General features: G+C 55.4%; 13 protein-coding genes. 11 read left to right on the top strand and 2 right to left on the bottom strand.

Annotated features, from left to right (window positions below):
- The first annotated feature begins 19 nt into the window (after window positions 1-19).
- Entirely contained in the window at window positions 20-1,483 is a 1,464-nt protein-coding gene (locus tag ACWI0H_RS15510) for an NAD-dependent succinate-semialdehyde dehydrogenase (protein ID WP_101147723.1), read from the top strand.
- A 167-nt stretch (window positions 1,484-1,650) separates the two neighbouring features.
- On the opposite strand, the gene msrA is transcribed toward ACWI0H_RS15510, so the two are convergent.
- Both msrA and ACWI0H_RS15500 read right to left on the bottom strand, forming a co-directional pair.
- A complete protein-coding gene (msrA, locus tag ACWI0H_RS15505) occupies window positions 1,651-2,277 on the bottom strand; it encodes a peptide-methionine (S)-S-oxide reductase MsrA (RefSeq protein ID WP_101147724.1) in 627 nt (208 codons plus the stop codon).
- 93 nt (window positions 2,278-2,370) lie between these two features.
- Window positions 2,371-3,285: a LysR family transcriptional regulator gene (locus ACWI0H_RS15500; protein WP_281662279.1), complete on the bottom strand. Its 915-nt coding sequence runs from the start codon at window positions 3,283-3,285 to the stop codon at window positions 2,371-2,373.
- 166 nt (window positions 3,286-3,451) lie between these two features.
- On the opposite strand from ACWI0H_RS15500, the gene ACWI0H_RS15495 reads away from it, so the two are divergent.
- The 10 genes from ACWI0H_RS15495 (at window position 3,452) to ACWI0H_RS15450 (ending at window position 17,012) form a co-directional block, all read left to right on the top strand.
- The gene (locus tag ACWI0H_RS15495) at window positions 3,452-4,963 is read left to right on the top strand and encodes a CoA-acylating methylmalonate-semialdehyde dehydrogenase (RefSeq protein ID WP_485873888.1); all 1,512 of its coding nucleotides are present in this window, start codon (window positions 3,452-3,454) and stop codon (window positions 4,961-4,963) included.
- A gap of 20 nt (window positions 4,964-4,983) precedes the next feature.
- Complete coding sequence (locus ACWI0H_RS15490) at window positions 4,984-6,666, top strand: GMC family oxidoreductase (protein ID WP_485873887.1); 1,683 nt, start codon at window positions 4,984-4,986, stop codon at window positions 6,664-6,666.
- Between the two features lie 219 nt (window positions 6,667-6,885).
- The gene (locus ACWI0H_RS15485; protein ID WP_008958127.1) at window positions 6,886-7,089 is read left to right on the top strand and encodes a cold-shock protein; all 204 of its coding nucleotides are present in this window, start codon (window positions 6,886-6,888) and stop codon (window positions 7,087-7,089) included.
- A gap of 338 nt (window positions 7,090-7,427) precedes the next feature.
- The gene (locus ACWI0H_RS15480) at window positions 7,428-9,197 is read left to right on the top strand and encodes an SLC13 family permease (RefSeq protein ID WP_485873886.1); all 1,770 of its coding nucleotides are present in this window, start codon (window positions 7,428-7,430) and stop codon (window positions 9,195-9,197) included.
- Between the two features lie 109 nt (window positions 9,198-9,306).
- Entirely contained in the window at window positions 9,307-9,972 is a 666-nt protein-coding gene (locus ACWI0H_RS15475) for an alpha/beta hydrolase (protein ID WP_339883820.1), read from the top strand.
- Window positions 9,973-10,194: 222 nt separating this feature from the next.
- Window positions 10,195-11,496: an IS1380 family transposase gene (locus tag ACWI0H_RS15470; RefSeq protein WP_101146771.1), complete on the top strand. Its 1,302-nt coding sequence runs from the start codon at window positions 10,195-10,197 to the stop codon at window positions 11,494-11,496.
- A 164-nt stretch (window positions 11,497-11,660) separates the two neighbouring features.
- Window positions 11,661-12,254 carry a hypothetical protein gene (locus tag ACWI0H_RS15465; RefSeq protein ID WP_485873885.1) on the top strand — a complete coding sequence of 198 codons (594 nt, stop codon included), beginning with the start codon at window positions 11,661-11,663 and terminating at the stop codon, window positions 12,252-12,254.
- On the top strand, window positions 12,251-13,741 hold the full coding sequence (locus tag ACWI0H_RS15460) for a complex I subunit 5 family protein (protein ID WP_485873884.1): 1,491 nt from the start codon (window positions 12,251-12,253) through the stop codon (window positions 13,739-13,741). Before ACWI0H_RS15465 ends, ACWI0H_RS15460 begins: the two co-directional genes overlap by 4 nt.
- Complete coding sequence (locus ACWI0H_RS15455) at window positions 13,738-15,243, top strand: complex I subunit 5 family protein (protein WP_335596437.1); 1,506 nt, start codon at window positions 13,738-13,740, stop codon at window positions 15,241-15,243. The genes ACWI0H_RS15460 and ACWI0H_RS15455 overlap by 4 nt, the downstream gene beginning before the upstream one ends.
- Complete coding sequence (locus tag ACWI0H_RS15450) at window positions 15,240-17,012, top strand: proton-conducting transporter transmembrane domain-containing protein (protein WP_485873883.1); 1,773 nt, start codon at window positions 15,240-15,242, stop codon at window positions 17,010-17,012. The genes ACWI0H_RS15455 and ACWI0H_RS15450 overlap by 4 nt, the downstream gene beginning before the upstream one ends.
- The last annotated feature ends 36 nt before the right edge of the window (window positions 17,013-17,048 follow it).

Genomic DNA, 17,048 nt, shown 5'->3' with positions numbered 1-17,048 from the left:
CACTTTGAAAGGAAAAATAATGTCTATCTCCAAGCAAACGTTTTTTAAACAAAACGCGTACATCAACGGCCAGTGGGTGGCCGCAACGGATGGCAGTAGTGTCGCGGTCACCGACCCTGCTAGCGGTGAGACGCTTGGCCATGTCCCTAGCTTGAGTGCGGAGCAAGTCAGTCAGGCTATTGAAGCTGCTAACGCCGCATTGCCTGCTTGGCGTGCTAAAACCGCAGCGGAACGTTCGCAGCTTTTAAAACGCTGGCATGCACTGATTATGGAAAATGAGGCGGCGCTAGGCGAGCTGATGACCTTGGAGCAAGGAAAGCCGTTAAAAGAGGCACGCGGTGAAATCGGCTATGCGGCCAGCTTTATCGAGTGGTTCGCTGAGGAGGCGAAGCGCTTATACGGCGATACTATTCCCGGTCATGCGACTGATAAACGCATCATTGTTACCCGCGAGCCGGTGGGCGTTTGTGCGGCGATTACGCCGTGGAACTTCCCTGCGGCCATGATTACCCGCAAGGTGGCGCCTGCCTTGGCGGCGGGTTGTACGATTATCGTTAAGCCCGCTATGGAAACCCCGTTGACGGCGCTTGCGCTAGCGGCGTTAGCCGAGCAAGCGGGCATTCCTGCCGGGGTGATTAATATTGTTACCGGTGATGCCAAAACGATTGGCCCCGTGCTGACAGATAGCCCGATTGTGCGCAAACTGAGCTTTACCGGTTCTACCCCAGTGGGCGCGCATTTAATGGCTGCCTGTGCTCCAACGGTCAAAAAGGTGTCTCTTGAGCTTGGCGGTAATGCGCCCTTTATTGTGTTTGACGATGCCGATATTGAAGATGCTGTCACCGGGGCGCTGGACAGTAAGTTCCGTAATGCCGGGCAAACCTGTGTCTGCGCTAATCGTATTTATGTGCAAAGCGGTGTTTACGATGCATTTGTTGAACGTTTGGCCCAGCGCACCAGTGAACTGAGTGTCGGTAAAGGTAGCGATGAAGGCGTAGAGGTGGGGCCACTCATCTCTGAAAAGGCGGTAGAGAAAGTTGAATCCCATTTGCAGGATGCACTCGATAAAGGTGGTCGCTTAATCACCGGTGGTAAGCGACACGCCTTAGGCGGTACCTGGTTTGAGCCAACGGTCGTGGCTGACGTAACCGCTGACATGGCATGTGCTCGCGAGGAAACCTTTGGGCCACTGGCGCCGGTGTTCAGGTTTGAGACGGAAGCGGAGGTTATTCGTCAGGCCAATGATACGGAGTATGGGTTGGCGGCGTATTTCTATGCTGAAAGCGTGTCACGGATCTGGCGCGTATCGGAAGCGTTGGAGTATGGCATGGTGGGCATTAATACGGGGCTCATCTCGACCGCTTCGGCGCCTTTTGGGGGTGTCAAATCGTCGGGTATCGGTCGTGAGGGGTCACGCTATGGCATCGATGAATACACCGAGCTGAAGTATCTGTGCTTGGGTATTAAGCAAATGGCTGAGTAGCAAAATTTAGTCTGATTAGGTTAGCTTTGCGTGATTTCCACGAAAACGTAGTAGCGTTTAATGAAGCCCACAGACTTTTGATCTGTGGGCTTCATATTATGATGCTTACTACTAATAAGCTGCTGCGGCTATCAAAGTAGAAAGTTGCAAAATGCTAAAGAAGTTGTTTATTCAAACATAGGCCCACCAGCTTCTTCGCCCCACACCTCTTCCAGGCGTCCATCGCGCCCACAGCTGAAGCGATAGAATTTATAGCGAACGGGGTTCTTTTGATAATAATCCTGGTGGTACTCCTCGGCCGCCCAGAAGGTGGTGGCCGGTACTATTTGGGTGGCGATTTCCCGGTCGAAGCGTTCTTCCATTTCCGCTTTGGAGGCTTCGGCGAGTTCACGCTGGCTTTCGTCGTGATAGAAAATTGCCGAGCGGTATTGATCGCCCACATCGCAAAACTGACGATCTACCGCGAAGGGGTCGATGTTGCGCCAGAAAATATCCAACAATTGCTCGTAGCTGATCTGCTCTGAGTCATATTCGATTTGCACAACCTCCGCATGCCCCGTACCACCCCTGGAGATATCCTCGTAAGTGGGGTTCTCGAGTTCGCCGCCGATATAGCCGGAGATGGTGGCGTTAACACCGGGTTGGTTGTCGTAAGGGGGTTCCATACACCAGAAGCAGCCGCCTGCAAACGTGGCCTCCGCTTGAGTGGCCTGAGCTTGAAGCGAAGTGCTGGCGAGACCAGCGGCAGCCAACACGCTAAGCGTGAATGGACGAAGAAGGGACAATCGGGTCATTGCAAGCACTCCAGTGGCGGTGGCGAGTCATCGTTTATGTTGAGTCGATTAGTGGCTTGGCGTTCCCTTTCCTTACAACCCTTTTCTGACAACCTAGCTCAAGCGATGTGGCCATACTTCGTCCAGCGTGTTGAGTGCAGCGTTCACGGTCGATTCGGCAGTGCTGTCGTGTCGCCATACAAAGCTTAATGCGCAGGGCAGGCGGATGTTGTCTGCAACTGCCAGGCCACTCTCTTGGCGCTCAGTCATTGCCAGGGCGTCGCGGGCCAAGCTTAAGCCAACGCCTGCGCGGACCAAATCCAACATACAGGCTTCTTGGTCAACCTGGGCTACCCGGTTAGGCACTGCGCCGCTCTTGGCGAGTGCTTGCTTCAGCAGCCGATGGTGGGCGGAATCCTGTGGCGTCACAATCCAGGGCAGCGTGGCTAAGTGCTCCCAACGGGTATCAATAAGTCGGTTCTCCCAGCCTGCAGGGGCAATCACATGATAATCAAAGTGCGTCAGCTCGCGCCAAGCCAGTGCCTCATATCCCTGGTTCAATCCAGGGCCTTCACCAGGTGGTGCCAGATAAAAGCCGACATCCAGGTCACCCTGTGCGATGCGATTTAGCACGCTGCCGCTCATTCCATGCTGCAGTTCGGTTTCTAATTGAGGTGCCCGTGCCATCAGGCGGCTTAAAAAGGCGCCTAAGCGAAGAAATTCTGGGTCAACGATGGTGCCGATGGAGAGCTTGCCGCGTAGCGTACTGTGCAGCGTTCCAGCGGTTTGCTCAAACGCCTGGGCGCTGGCCAGAGCTTTTTCAGCGGCGGGGAGCAGGGCATGACCATCGGATGTCAGCGCTAGCCCCTGGGGGCGACGGCTAAACAGCGTGAGACCTAAATTGGCCTGTAACTGCTTCAACTTGAGGCTGATGGCCGGTTGCGTCAAATGTAACTGTTCAGCGGCGCGCGATACGCTGCCCGTTCTTGCAACGGCCACGAAGGCGCGGAGTGTCGCGTAGTCTTGCATGATGAGCCTCAACGCATGCCGATGATATTAGCAAAGCTTATAACTGGCTTTTAAATAACTCAATTGATCTGTTCCCAGCGCCCAGTAGGCTAGGCTAAACGCAGGCTCTTTTTCGTAAGCATTTAACCTACGCTCTTAAAACCACGCTCTTAAAATAGGCACTCCCATGACAACAACAGCGATTCAGCACTTTATTAATGGCCAGGTCACCGCTGGCGAGTCTTCAAACGCTCAGGACGTTTTTAACCCCGCCACCGGCCGCGTTACTGGCCGTGTATCGCTCGCTTCATCACAAGATGTGAACACCGCTGTCGAAGCGGCTCAAGCCGCCTTTCCGGCCTGGGCCGATACACCGCCCATTCGCCGTGCCCGAGTAATGTTCAAGTTTCTAGAGCTGTTAAATGTCCACAAAGACGAGCTAGCCGAAGCGATTACCAAGGAGCACGGTAAAGTATTTACCGATGCCCAGGGGGAAGTCGCACGTGGTATTGATATTGTTGAATTCGCGTGCGGAATCCCCCAGTTGCTCAAGGGTGACTATACCGAGCAGGTAAGTACCGGCATCGATAACTGGACGATGCGTCAGCCACTAGGGGTGGTCGCGGGTATAACGCCATTTAATTTCCCGGCCATGGTGCCGATGTGGATGTTTCCGCTCGCCATTGCGGCGGGTAATACGTTTATCTTGAAACCAAGTCCGCTTGATCCAAGCGCCTCACTGTTGATGGCTGATCTGCTAAAACAGGCGGGTCTACCCGACGGCGTTTTCAACGTCGTACAGGGTGACAAGGTTTCGGTGGAAGCGCTGCTCGATCATCCGCACGTTAAGGCGCTGTCGTTTGTGGGCTCTACGCCGATTGCCAATTTGATTTACGAGCGCGGCGCGCGGAATGGCAAGCGTATTCAAGCACTCGGTGGGGCTAAAAATCACATGGTGGTGATGCCGGATGCCCACCTTGATAAAGCGGTCGATGCGCTGATCGGCGCCGCCTACGGCTCTGCCGGTGAGCGTTGCATGGCGATTAGCGTGGCGGTGTTGGTCGGCGACGTGGCGGATAAAGTCGTGCCGGCACTGGCTGAGCGGGCTAAAGCGCTAAAAGTAAAAGACGGTATGCAGCTTGATGCGGAAATGGGCCCCATTGTGACCCGCCAAGCCCACCAGCGGATTACCGGCTATATCGAAAAAGGCGTGGCGGAAGGCGCTGAACTGGTCGTCGATGGCCGTACCTTTGAGGCCTCAGCGGCGGGTGAGAGCTGCGCCGAAGGCTTCTGGATGGGCGGCACGCTGTTCGACAACGTCACCCCCGAGATGACGATCTATAAAGAGGAAATTTTTGGCCCGGTGCTGGTCTGTGTGCGGGTGCCGGATGTTGCCACCGCGATCCAGTTGATTAACGATCATGAGTTTGGCAACGGCGTCAGTTGCTTCACTGAAAGCGGTACAGTGGCACGGGAGTTTGGCCGCCGTATTCAGGTCGGCATGGTGGGGATCAATGTGCCTATCCCGGTGCCGATGGCGTGGCATGGCTTTGGCGGCTGGAAGCGCTCCTTATTTGGCGATACCCATGCCTACGGTGAAGAGGGCGTACGTTTTTACACCAAGCAGAAATCAATTATGCAGCGCTGGTCGGACTCCATCGATGCGGGTGCTGAGTTCGTCATGCCGACCGCGAAGTAAGCCCAGCGGAGATAACAATAATGGCTCAACAACAATCACAAGCGGCGCCAAATGCGGGCTTAGAGTTTGACTATATCGTGGTGGGAGCAGGCACCGCCGGGTGCCTGCTAGCGAATCGGCTGAGTGCCAACCCCAACCACCGTGTACTGCTGATAGAGGCGGGCGGGCGCGATAATTACCACTGGATACATATTCCGGTGGGGTATCTTTACTGCATTAATAACCCACGTACCGACTGGCTGTTTCGCACCGAGCCGGATAAGGGGCTTAATGGCCGCTCGTTGATCTATCCGCGCGGTAAGACGCTGGGCGGCTGCTCCAGCATCAACGGCATGATTTACATGCGTGGGCAGGCCCGGGACTACGATCACTGGGCCGATGTGGCGGGCGACGATGCCTGGAGGTGGGAGAACTGCTTGCCCGATTTCATCAAGCACGAAGACCACTATCGCCTTGACGATGGCGGTGATGCTGATGCGAAGCATCGAGATTTCCACGGTCACGGCGGCGAATGGCGGATCGAAAAGCAGCGCCTTAAATGGCAGGTGCTGGATGATTTTGCCGAGGCTGCCGTCCAGGCAGGTATTCCACGTACCGAGGACTTTAACCGCGGCTCTAACGAAGGCGTGGCCTACTTTGAGGTTAATCAGCGCTCGGGCTGGCGCTGGAATACTGCTAAAGCGTTTTTGCGACCCGCGTTGAAGCGCGACAACTTAACGCTTTGGCACTCCACTCAGGTCAATCGACTGCTGTTTGACAAGCATGGGGAGGCGCTGCGCTGCACAGGTGTGGAAGTGGAACGGGGTGGTCAGGTGCAGCGCGCCATAGTGAGCGGCGAGGTGGTGCTTTGCGCGGGGGCTATCGGTACGCCACATCTACTCCAGCTTTCCGGCGTAGGGCCGGGCGAACTGCTACGCGAGCATGGCATCGAAGTAGTGCATGAATTGCCCGGGGTGGGCGAGAACCTGCAGGATCATCTGCAGATTCGCTCGATATATAAAATCACCAATGGCAAAACCCTGAATGCCGTGGCCAGTACCCTGTTAGGTAAAGCGGGGATTGGCTTGGAGTACCTGCTTAAACGCTCTGGGCCTATGAGTATGGCGCCTTCACAGTTAGGGGCGTTTACCCGCAGCTCTAAGGAACAAACGTACCCCAATATTCAATACCATGTGCAACCGCTGAGCCTGGAGGCTTTTGGCCAACCACTGCACCCGTACCCGGCGATTACCGCTAGCGTGTGTAACTTGAATCCGACCAGTCGTGGCACGATGCGGCTAAAAAGCAACGACCCCCGACAGGCACCGGCTATTTCGCCCAATTACCTGAGCACACCCGAGGATCGAAAGGTGGCCGCGGATTCTCTGCGTGTCACCCGGCGGATCGCCGAGCAGACCGCGTTTGCCAAGTACGCTCCAGAAGAAGTGAAGCCCGGCGTTGAGTACCAAACCGATGACGAGCTAACCCGGTTAGCGGGTGATATAGGCACGACGATTTTTCACCCCGTTGGCACTGCCAAAATGGGCCGTGAAGATGACGCCATGGCGGTAGTCGATAGTCGGCTGCGAGTACATGGCATTAGCGGGCTACGCGTGGCTGATGCGAGTATTATGCCGACGATTACCAGTGGCAATACCAACTCACCCACGCTGATGATTGCGGAGAAAGCAGCCGGTTGGCTCCTTGGTGAGCGCGGTCAATGATTAGTCTCCACCCCGTCAGACGAGCCAGCATAGCCGTGATTATAAGTGTGTTGACGCGCACACAGGTTAGGCGCAAAATAAACACAGTTGGTTAGCAAGTCGAACGTTGTCAGCAGCATAGAAGCGCCTCAAGCGTTAAATCTGGTGAAGGTTTCTTGTTCTACCCACTGCACTTCGGGTATTTCCCGGATTTAATTAGCTACATCGAGGATTTCGATCATGGCAACTGGCACAGTTAAGTGGTTTAACGACACTAAAGGCTTCGGCTTCATTTCTCCTGACGACAATGGCGACGACCTGTTCGCGCACTTCTCTGAAATTCAGTCTGAAGGTTTCAAATCTCTGCAAGACGGCCAGAAGGTTTCCTTCGACGTCACCCAGGGTAAAAAAGGCCTTCAGGCTTCTAACATCAAAGTTGTTTAAGTTAATTCTTAAATATTGAGATGTTAGCAATCACCGCCTAGCGTTGATTGACCAAAGAACCTCGCCAAGTGCGGGGTTCTTTGTATTTATACGATTGTTTGCAACGATACCTACCTCACACCTCACACCTCACACCTCACACCTCACACCTCACACCTCACACCTCACACCTCACACCTCACACCTCACACCTCACACCTCACACCTCACACCTCACACCTCACACCTCACACCTGTATATTCTATTTTGTTCTTTAAGTGTTTCTAAAAATAACTTTTTAGAATATAGAGCTGGCCTCACAATACACCCATGCTTATTTATTAAGGATGTTGTGGTGATGTCGGTTGATGCTTGGATTGCAGTCACGGTTGTACTGACCATTTTTCCGCTAATGGCGTTCTCCCGCCTAGGCCCGGATATTATTCTGCTGGGGGCGGTGATTGTGTTGATGACGCTGGGCGTGATTGACCCGCAGCAGGCGCTGGGGGGCTTTTCCAATAGCGGCTTATTCACCGTTGCCTTTATGTATGTACTGGTGGCAAGCATTCGTGAAACCGGCGGTATCGATCTGATCATTCGCTATGTGCTTGGCCGCCCCCATAAAGAAAGCGGCGCGCTGGTACGCCTCTTACTGCCTGTGGCAGCACTCAGCGCCTTCGTTAATAACACGCCTGTGGTCGCTACCTATATTCCGGCCGTCATGAGCTGGAGTCGCAGGCTGCGTTTATCCCCCCAGCGACTCCTGATGCCGCTTAGTTTCGCGTCCATTTTAGGAGGCACTATTACGTTGTTTGGCACCAGCACTAATTTAGTGGTGCATGGGCTACTGTTGGAACGCTACCCCGAGCTTGGCATGGGCCTACTGGATTTGGCTTGGGTCGGTATCCCTGTCGCGATAGCTGGCCTTGCTTACCTGATTTTGCTGGGACCACGCTTACTGCCTGCTCGGCAGGGGATGGCCAATGCGTTTGCCAACCCACGTGAGTTCACCATTGAAATGGAGGTCGACCCGGCGGGCGTGTTGGTTGATCGCAGCGTTGAGGAAGCCGGGCTGCGCCATTTGCAGGAGCTATTTCTGGTTGAAATAGAGCGCGCAGGCAACGTGGTTAGCGTGGTGGGTCCCGGCGAGCAGCTAAAAGGCGGCGACCGACTAGTGTTTGCGGGCACTTCCGATGCCGCGGTGGAATTGCAGCAGATTCGTGGCCTGATTCCTTCTCGAGATGGAACCTCCAGTCTGGAGAAAGAGTTTAAGGAGCGCCGCTTGGTCGAGGCGGTGGTTTCTAACCAGTGCCAGTTTATTGGCCAACGTATTCGCGACGGCCACTTTAGAACCTTGTATGGCGCGGCGGTGTTGGCGATCTGCCGCAGTGGTGAGCGCGTCAAAGGCAATCTAGGTCAGGTTAGGCTTCAGCCCGCTGATGTGCTCCTGCTGGAAGCACGACCACCGTTTATTGAGCGTCATCGTCAGTCACGCGACTTCTTATTGATTAGCGAGCTGAATGGCGCGGCCCGGCCGATACACGAAAAGGCGCCACTCGCCTGGGGGTTATTGTTAGGCGCTGTGCTGCTCGCCGCCCTGGGCGTGCTGAGTATGTTGAACGCCGCGATGTTGGGGGCGGCATTAGCGCTGTTGACGGGATGTTGCTCGGTGGGGGCGGCCAAACGTGGTCTTGATACCCAAGTGTTGTTAACCATTGCTGCTTCCTTTGGCGTGGGTGCCGCGCTGCAAAGCTCTGGCGCCGCTGAGGTCATTGCCGGTAGTTTGCTTACCTTAGTGGCGGGGAATCCTTTGTTACTCCTGATCGGCACTTACTGTGTGGTTGCGCTGCTCACTGAACTGGTGACCAATAACGCCGCCGCAGTGATTATTTTTCCGGTGGTGATGAGCGCGGCAGAAAGCCTGGGCGTTAGCCCAATGCCTTATGTGGTGGCTGTGATGTTTGCTGCCTCAGCCAGCTTTTTAACGCCCATTGGGTATCAAACCAACCTGATGGTATATGGCCCTGGGGGCTATCGGGTGAGCGATTTTCTGCGTTTGGGGAGTGGTTTGAATATACTGACTGGGGCGATAGCGCTACTCTTGATCCCTTTGGTGTGGCCCTTTTAAGCGAAGTACGCCCTTTTTAATCGACGATGGCCATTTAAAGCGCTGGCCTGCTCGCTGTTAACGCAGGTTTGCGCTAGGGTGACGCCTTTTGGATAAGGAATACGATGTTATGACTGCTCCTGGCGAACTGATTATTGAACCGAAAGATGGTCAACCCGCCGATGCGTGTGTGTTTATTATTCACGGCTTAGGTGCGGACGGGCACGATTTTGAGCCGCTGGTACCCGCATTAGCGCTGCCTAAAGATTCGCATGTGCGCTTTATTATGCCCCATGCGCCACGCCTGCCGGTGACCATCAATGGCGGCATGGTCATGCCCGCTTGGTACGATATTCTTGCCATGGATTTGGGGCGCCGGGTAGATGAGAGCCAGCTTAAGAAATCTGCTGAACGCATCCAGGCGCTGATCCAAGAGCAGATCGACCAGGGTATCGATAGCCAGCGCATTATTGTGGCGGGCTTTTCACAAGGGGGCGCCGTTGCCTATCACGCAGCGCTTACTTTCCCCGCACCGCTGGGCGGGCTGTTGGCTATGTCGACCTACTTTGCGACGGCCGACAATATTGAGTTAGCGGAAGCCAACCGCCAGATCCCGATCGAAGTTCAGCACGGTAATTTTGATCCGATTGTACCCGAGAGCCTAGGCCGCAGCGGCGCAGATCGCTTAAAAGCGCTGGGTTATGCAGTCAATTACCGTCAGTACCCAATGGCGCATGCACTCTGCCCTCAGCAGGTTAACGATATTGGAAAGTGGCTAAGTGCTCGCCTAAGCTGAGCGCCTATTCGTGACCGATGCAAGGACGTGACGTAAACGGATGTTAGCTTCCTTTGATGTAATAGAAGTGCTACTGGCGCTGTGCTTAACAGGGTTCGCTTTTGTGTGCCTGTTTGATCGCCACCTAGCCTGGATTTCTCACGGGGTATAAAAGAAAGCGGCTGAAAGTGTTAACGTTTCAGGGCCTTACACCAAAAACCAACACCAACCGCCGCTTCCAAAATGGTACCTGAAAAACTGACCTTCTCGCCACTCTCACGCCGGCAAATTGAAGCCGATTTCTCTGGGGGCCACATCACCTCCGATGCTGGATTGCTCTTGCTACGGGAAGTCGATAAACAACATCGTCTGACGCACCGCTTGGCCTCCGTGCTTCATGATCCCCGCGCACCGGAACAGGTTCGTCACAAGCTCGACACTCTGGTGCGTCAGCGGGTGTTCGGTGTCGCCGCGGGCTACGAAGATTTTAACGACCATGAGGCCCTACGTTACGACCAAGCGCTTCAGACCGCGCTAGGTGAAGATGAAGTCTTGGCGGGTAAGTCTACACTGTGTCGGAGCGAGCAGAAGGTAGACCGGCAAGCGATGGTGAAGGCCCATGCGTTACTGTGGCATCACTTCATTGAGCAGCATGACCAACCCCCCAAGGAAATCGTGCTGGACTTTGATGGCACCGATATTCCCGTGCACGGCGAGCAACCCGGGAAGTTCTTTAACCGCTATTATGATCACCACTGCTACTTCCCGCTGTATGTCTTCTGTGGCCGCCATCTGCTAGTGAGCTATCTGCGTACCAGTGACCACAGCGACAGCCATCACAGCTGGGCCATCCTGGCGTTACTGGTGCGCTTTATCCGCCAGTACTGGCCCGATACGCGCATTGTGTTACGAGGTGATAGTCACTTTTGTCGCCCCCGGATGCTGAACTGGTGCGATCGGCATCACGTTGACTATATCGTGGGTATCGGTAAGAACAGTCGGCTGCTCAAGGAAGTGGACGTGCCCATGATGCTGGTGCGCAAGACCCAATGGCAGGTGGGAGGCAAAGTGGCAGAGACGTTCCGCTTCCCGTATCAAGCACACTCTTGGAAATACCCACGCTGGGTGGTCGCTCGTCTAGAAGAAAGCGAGCTGGGCTCCAATCCCCGATTTATCATCAGCTCCCGTTACGACGACGGCTTCAAGCTTTACTACGAGCAGTATTGTGCTCGGGGCGACATGGAAAACCGAATCAAGGATCAACAACTGAGCCTGTTTGCTGACCGGACCTCCAGTACGCACTGGTGGGCCAATCAGTGGCGGCTGATCTTATCGGGCTTCGCCTATACGCTGTTCGAGCGCTTACGTACTTACCTGAAGAAGACCCCTTTTGAGCGCATGAGCCCAAGCAACCTGAGGCTCAAACTCATCAAAGTGGGCGCGGTCATCATCCGCAATACGCGCCGAATCCGGGTGTTGATGAGTGACAGCTACCCCTATAAAGCGCAACTATCCGATCTCGTCAGGCGGTTGGTGCCGAACTGAATGCGCGGGCGCCCCCGGCCCGACGCAATGGGGGAAAGGGGGAAGTGTATCTGAACGACGGAAAGTGGTTAAAAAGTAGGCAATTTAAGATGTACCAATAGGTTTTTAATAGCATGGCGGCCTGGGTGCGGTACTTGCTGAGGTGCTATGAGAAATCCGGGCTAGTGCGTGCCAGCTGTTTTTTTGTCGCCTTTGCTGCCGCAATGGTGCTGGCGTGGTTGAAGCTCGGCGCGCCATGGCTGGCGGCGTCCGAGCTAGTGTTGGGCGTTTTGCTGACAGGGCTGTGCTTCTTCTATGCCCTGGGCCTCCTATCTCCCGGCGCTTCTGCGCCTTTAAAGCACGATAAATTTAGCCATTCCTGGTCGCGGGTTGCGATGCGCGTGGTCTTGGCGCTGGCCTGGTTTGTCATGGTCGGCGCGGCAATTCGCTACGTGATTGGCGATATGGTGTATTCACCTGCCGAGCACCCACTATTGTTGGCCGGGGTGCTCATCGCCGCTCTTGCCCTGGCGGCGTTTGCCCTTCACCGACATCTCTTCAGGCGCTTGGTGGCCTTTAATCTGCTTGGCTCCGGCGTTTTTATACTGTTGGCTGGCGTGGCGGGAACCTCAGCGGCGGCGCAAATGCTCATCAGTGTAGGGCTGTTGGTGGCGTGTCTTGGGACGATGCTTGGCGCTTTACTCATTCGCCAGCTGTTACATTTGGAAGGGGTCGAGGCGCTAGGGCGTGACGGTAAACCCCAGAGGAGCAAGGCATGACATGGCGCTTTGGCCTTTTCGATAGCACCTTTGCGCCGCTTGTCTCTACTCACTGGGCGTTGCTGGTGGCACTGGTTTTTCCACTGTTGATGGGGGGATTGGCAGCGCTATTTCCTCCTAAGCGCGCCTGGCCTGTGGTGTTGGCCAGCGTGCCGCTATTAGCCTCGAGTGTCGTGCTGCTAATGGCCTTTCAGGAGGCGGGCCTACTCCGTTGGCAATGGGAAATAGCGGGGCTTATCTTATCGCTGCGCTTAAACGGGTTAAGCGTGCTGTTACTGCTAACGACTCAGTGTATCGTCGTTGCCGCCGCGCTCTACACGCCTGGGCATTTTCGCTTAACCGAGCCTGGCCCTTTAGCACGTTGGCTATGGCCATTAATGGGCGTTGCGCTGAGCGCGCTGTCACTCATTTGGTTGGCCACCGATTTACTCACTCTTTATATCGCGTTAGAGCTAATGGGCCTGGCCGCGGTAGGCATGTTAATGCTATCCGGAAAGGCGCCAGCGCTGCTGGCGGGAATGCGCTATTTGTTATTGGCGTTAGTTGGGTCGCTCACGTATCTATTAGGGGTGGCACTGATTCTGGGCCAATGGGGCCGTTTGGATTTGCAGGGCTTGGCCGAGGTGATAGAGCCAGGCCCGGTGGCTTGGTTCGCCGCGGCGCTAATAGGCGCTGGGCTCGCCTTGAAAGCCGCGCTGTTTCCGCTGCACGCTTGGCTTACCCCTGTGCACGAAAACGCCTGGACACCGGTGAGTGCGCTGCATGCCGGGTTGGTCATCAAGGCTTCTCTGTTCATGCTGCTACAGCTATGGAGCATTCTTCTTCCAGATACGTTCTATGCCCCGCGCATCATTGCCTGGTTAGGCTTGCTGGCGATTGTATGGGGTGGGCTCCTGGCGTGGCGTACCGACTCGCTTAAAACCTTGGTTGCTTCGTCTACGGTCGCGCAATTGGGCTATCTAATGGTGGCTTTTCCGCTGTTACTGGGGCCGGATATTGCTCCGTTACCGCGTGCCTTGGCTTGGGAAGGTTTTTGGCTGCAACTGGTGGGGCACGCCTTTGCCAAAGCGGCCATGTTTATGGCGGCTGGCAATCTGATATTGGCCACTGGGGAGCACACCCTTAAAGGATTGGCAGGCACCAGCCGCCGTTTGCCACTTTCGTTACTCGTGTTTGGCATTGCTTCGATTACCTTGATGGGCCTACCGCCCAGTTCTGGCTTCACCGCTAAATGGATGTTGCTTGAGGCGATGATTATCACCCAGCAGTGGTGGGCGGTGGCGGCACTATTAACCGGTACGCTGCTGACGGCGGCTTATGTATTTCGCATGTTTCGCTACTCTTTTGATGAGACGGCGCCGCGCCATCGTTATCAACCCCTCGCGCCAGGCATGGATTTAATTGCCATGTTGCTCGCCTTAACGGCTTTCGCACTTGGGCTATTGGCTCATTTCCCGCTGGAATTGATGCACGGAGGCAGCCCATGAACGCCGCATGGTTACCGTTAACCGCTTTGGCCACCTCCTTGCTGGTGGCCGTGACTATTTTCGCCCTGCCGGAAGAGGCCCGGCGGCTACGCACGACAATTAACATTGGCGCGGCGGTGGTGAAGATTATTCTGGTCACTCTGATGGTCAGGCGAGTGGCCGCCGGTCATGAAGACATTTTTAGTTTCCAGGTGATAGGCGGCCTTGATTTTGTGCTGCGCATTGATGCCTTGGGCGTGATGTTTGCAGGGTTATCATCACTACTGTGGCTATGCACCACGATTTACGCCATTGGCTACTTGGAAGGCTCTGCCAATCGAAAGCGCTTCTTTGGCTTTTTTAGTCTTTGCGTGGCGAGCACTATCGGCATTGCGCTGGCTGATAATCTATTTACCTTTTTGATTTTCTACGAAATGTTGACGCTATCCACTTATCCCCTGGTGGTTCACCGGGGGACGGAGCAAGCACTCAATGCGGGACGGGTCTATTTGCGCTACACGCTAAGCGCAGGTGTGGTATTGCTGCTGGGCGCGGTGCTGCTGAATAACTTAACGGGTGATCAATCGTTCTCTTCTGAAGAGGGCTTGGGCGACTACTTAAACGATCATCGTGGCCTGCTAACGTTAATATTTATCCTGCTAGTCAGTGGGCTGGCGGTCAAGGCTGCCATGGTGCCGCTGCATGGCTGGCTGCCTAGGGCGATGGTGGCACCCGCCCCGGTCAGTGCGCTGCTGCACGCGGTCGCGGTGGTGAAGGCTGGTGCCTTCGGGATTCTACGGGTCGTTTACGATCTGTATGGGATTGAGCTTAGCGTGGAGCTGGGCGTTATTACCGGGCTAGCGGTGGCGGCGTCTATTACGATTATTTATGGCTCGCTCAGGGCCATTGCCCAACAGGAGCTGAAGCCACTCCTGGCATTTTCTACGGTCAGCCAAGTCTCCTACGTCATTCTGGGAATAGGCATATTCGGCCCTTTTGGTACGGTCGGGGCGTTGGCACACTTGCTTCACCAAGGTTTAATGAAGGTTACGTTATTCTTCTGTGCGGGCAACTACGCCGAAGAGCTGGGCATTCATCGCATCGATGAAATGGACGGTGCCGGTAAACGCATGCCGTTGACCAGCATTGCGTTTACCATCGGCGCGTTAGGCATGATCGGACTTCCACCCGTCGCTGGATTTATTACCAAATGGTATCTCGGCGTTGGTGCGATACAGGCTGAAATGTATTGGGTGGTCGCTGTGTTGGTGGCTAGCAGCACACTCAATGCCATGTACTTTTTGCCGATTTTGCATCGTCTTTGGTTTCGCCCAGGGCCTTCCCACGGCAAAGGCAGTTGGCCTCATGAGCAGCGCTTAGGGCGTTTAGAAACCCATGGCTGGCTGCTGTGGCCCATGGTGTTCACTGCGCTGATAAGCCTTGGGGCCGGGCTGTTTGCAGGGCTCCCGTATAGCCCCCTGGATTGGGCAGCCCGGGTAGCAAACGGGGAGTACCTGCCATGATAACGCTACTGCTTACGCTGGCACTGCTGTGGCCTTTTGGCGTTATGGGTCATGCGGTGTGGCTTGCCTACCGCACGCCTGAGGCACAGCGTGACTACTTTTCAGTGCTGTGGCTAAGCGCCGCTTGGCCAGCGCTGTTATTAGCTTACGTTGGGGAAGCGCAGTGGACAATGGATGCCTGGATGCTAGGCGGGGAGTGGGAATTAAACTCGCTGAGCCGCCCATGGCTAGCATTCACCGCACTGCTCTGGAGTTTGGCAGCGGTACACGCGAGGGGATATTTTGCAGCGGAGCAGGCGCAAGCACAGCGAGGAGATCAAGATGCACAGCGACGCCTGCTGCGGCTGGCGCTGCTATGGCCGTTAACATCACTGGGTAATGTGCTGCTCATCATTGCCCAGGATATCGCCAGTTTCTATTTAGGCTTTGCAGTGATGACTTTTGCCGCCTACGCCCTGGTAGTGCACACCGGAACGCAAGAGGCACGCTTAGGCGCCAAGGCATACTTGATATTAGCGGTGCTGGGCGAAGGGCTAATTTTAGGCGGTTTCTTATGGTCGGCGGGAGCCGCCGACACGCTGATGCTGCAGGGGGTGCGCGAAAGCATTGTCAGCGCCGAGCACGGCGTGTGGATGGCTGCTTTGCTGTGCCTTGGCTTTGGTGTCAAAGCGGGTGTGATTGGCTTGCACGTATGGCTGCCATTGGCGCATCCGGCGGCGCCAGCACCTGCCAGCGCAGTACTGAGTGGAGTGATGATTAAGGCGGGCTTACTGGGGTGGATCAGTGTGCTGCCGCTAGGCCACGCTCAGGTTTCAGGCGCTTTAGCCCAGTTTGGTCATTGGATGTTAGTGGCAGGGCTTGCAGCCGCCTTTGCAGCTGCTGTGTATGGGGTTTTTCAGCGCCATCCAAAAGCCGTATTGGCCTACTCCAGTATCAGCCAGATGGGCATGATGACCGCATTGGTGGCCATGGGATTGGTAGCGCCAGATGTATGGCCGCTGCTTTGGCCAGGGTTAGTACTGTTTGCCGCTCATCATGCGCTTGCCAAAGGCTCGCTGTTTATGGGCACCAGCATCAGCGAACATCTCCCACGCTGGCCGCAGCCGCTGGTATGGGCCTTGCTGGCATTGCCGGGTATCTCGCTGGCGGGCGCTATCGGCGCGGGCATGGTCAGTAAATGGGGAGTGAAAGCCCCGCTCTATGAAATGCATCATGAATCGTTGATCAAGCTGCTCAGTTGGGCTGCTGTTGGTACGGCAGCACTGGTGAGCGCTGCGCTTTGGCGACAGTGGCAGCAGCGCCATCAAGGGGGCAGTAACCGAGAGCAGTGGGGCGCCTGGTTAGTGGCCGTCATCGCCGCGCTGTTGACGCCGCTTTGGCTTCCCCTGCCTGCTGGCAGCATCGAGATGCCGCCGCTGAAAGAGTGGCTGGGAATTATGTGGCCATTTCCGGTAGGGGTACTGTTCGCCGCGGTGGGGTGGTTACTAACGCGTCCGTTGACGGGTAAAACGCTTCCCGCGGGCGATCTATGGGGGTTCTATGCTTTTGTAGTTGGCGCGGTACTGGTGCCTATCCGAGCTTTCGGTCACTGCTGCGGCCGGCTGAAATCGGTAAGCGTGGTGACCGCTCAAAAAGCGGAAGAGACGTTGATGGGCCATCTAACTCGGCTATTGTCGGGGGAGTCCTGGTTGCGTCACCATACTAGCGGTTTAATGATGATGCTTGCCGTACTGCTTGCGGCGCTACTGATGTGGGAAGGCCAGCGATGATACGTCTGTTAGAAAAAAGGTTGCCTGGAACGTACT

The sequence above is a fragment of the Halomonas sp. NYA30 genome (assembly GCF_976980765.1).
Note: the sequence above shows the minus strand (reverse complement) of the source record. Positions and strands in the feature narration are given on the sequence as shown.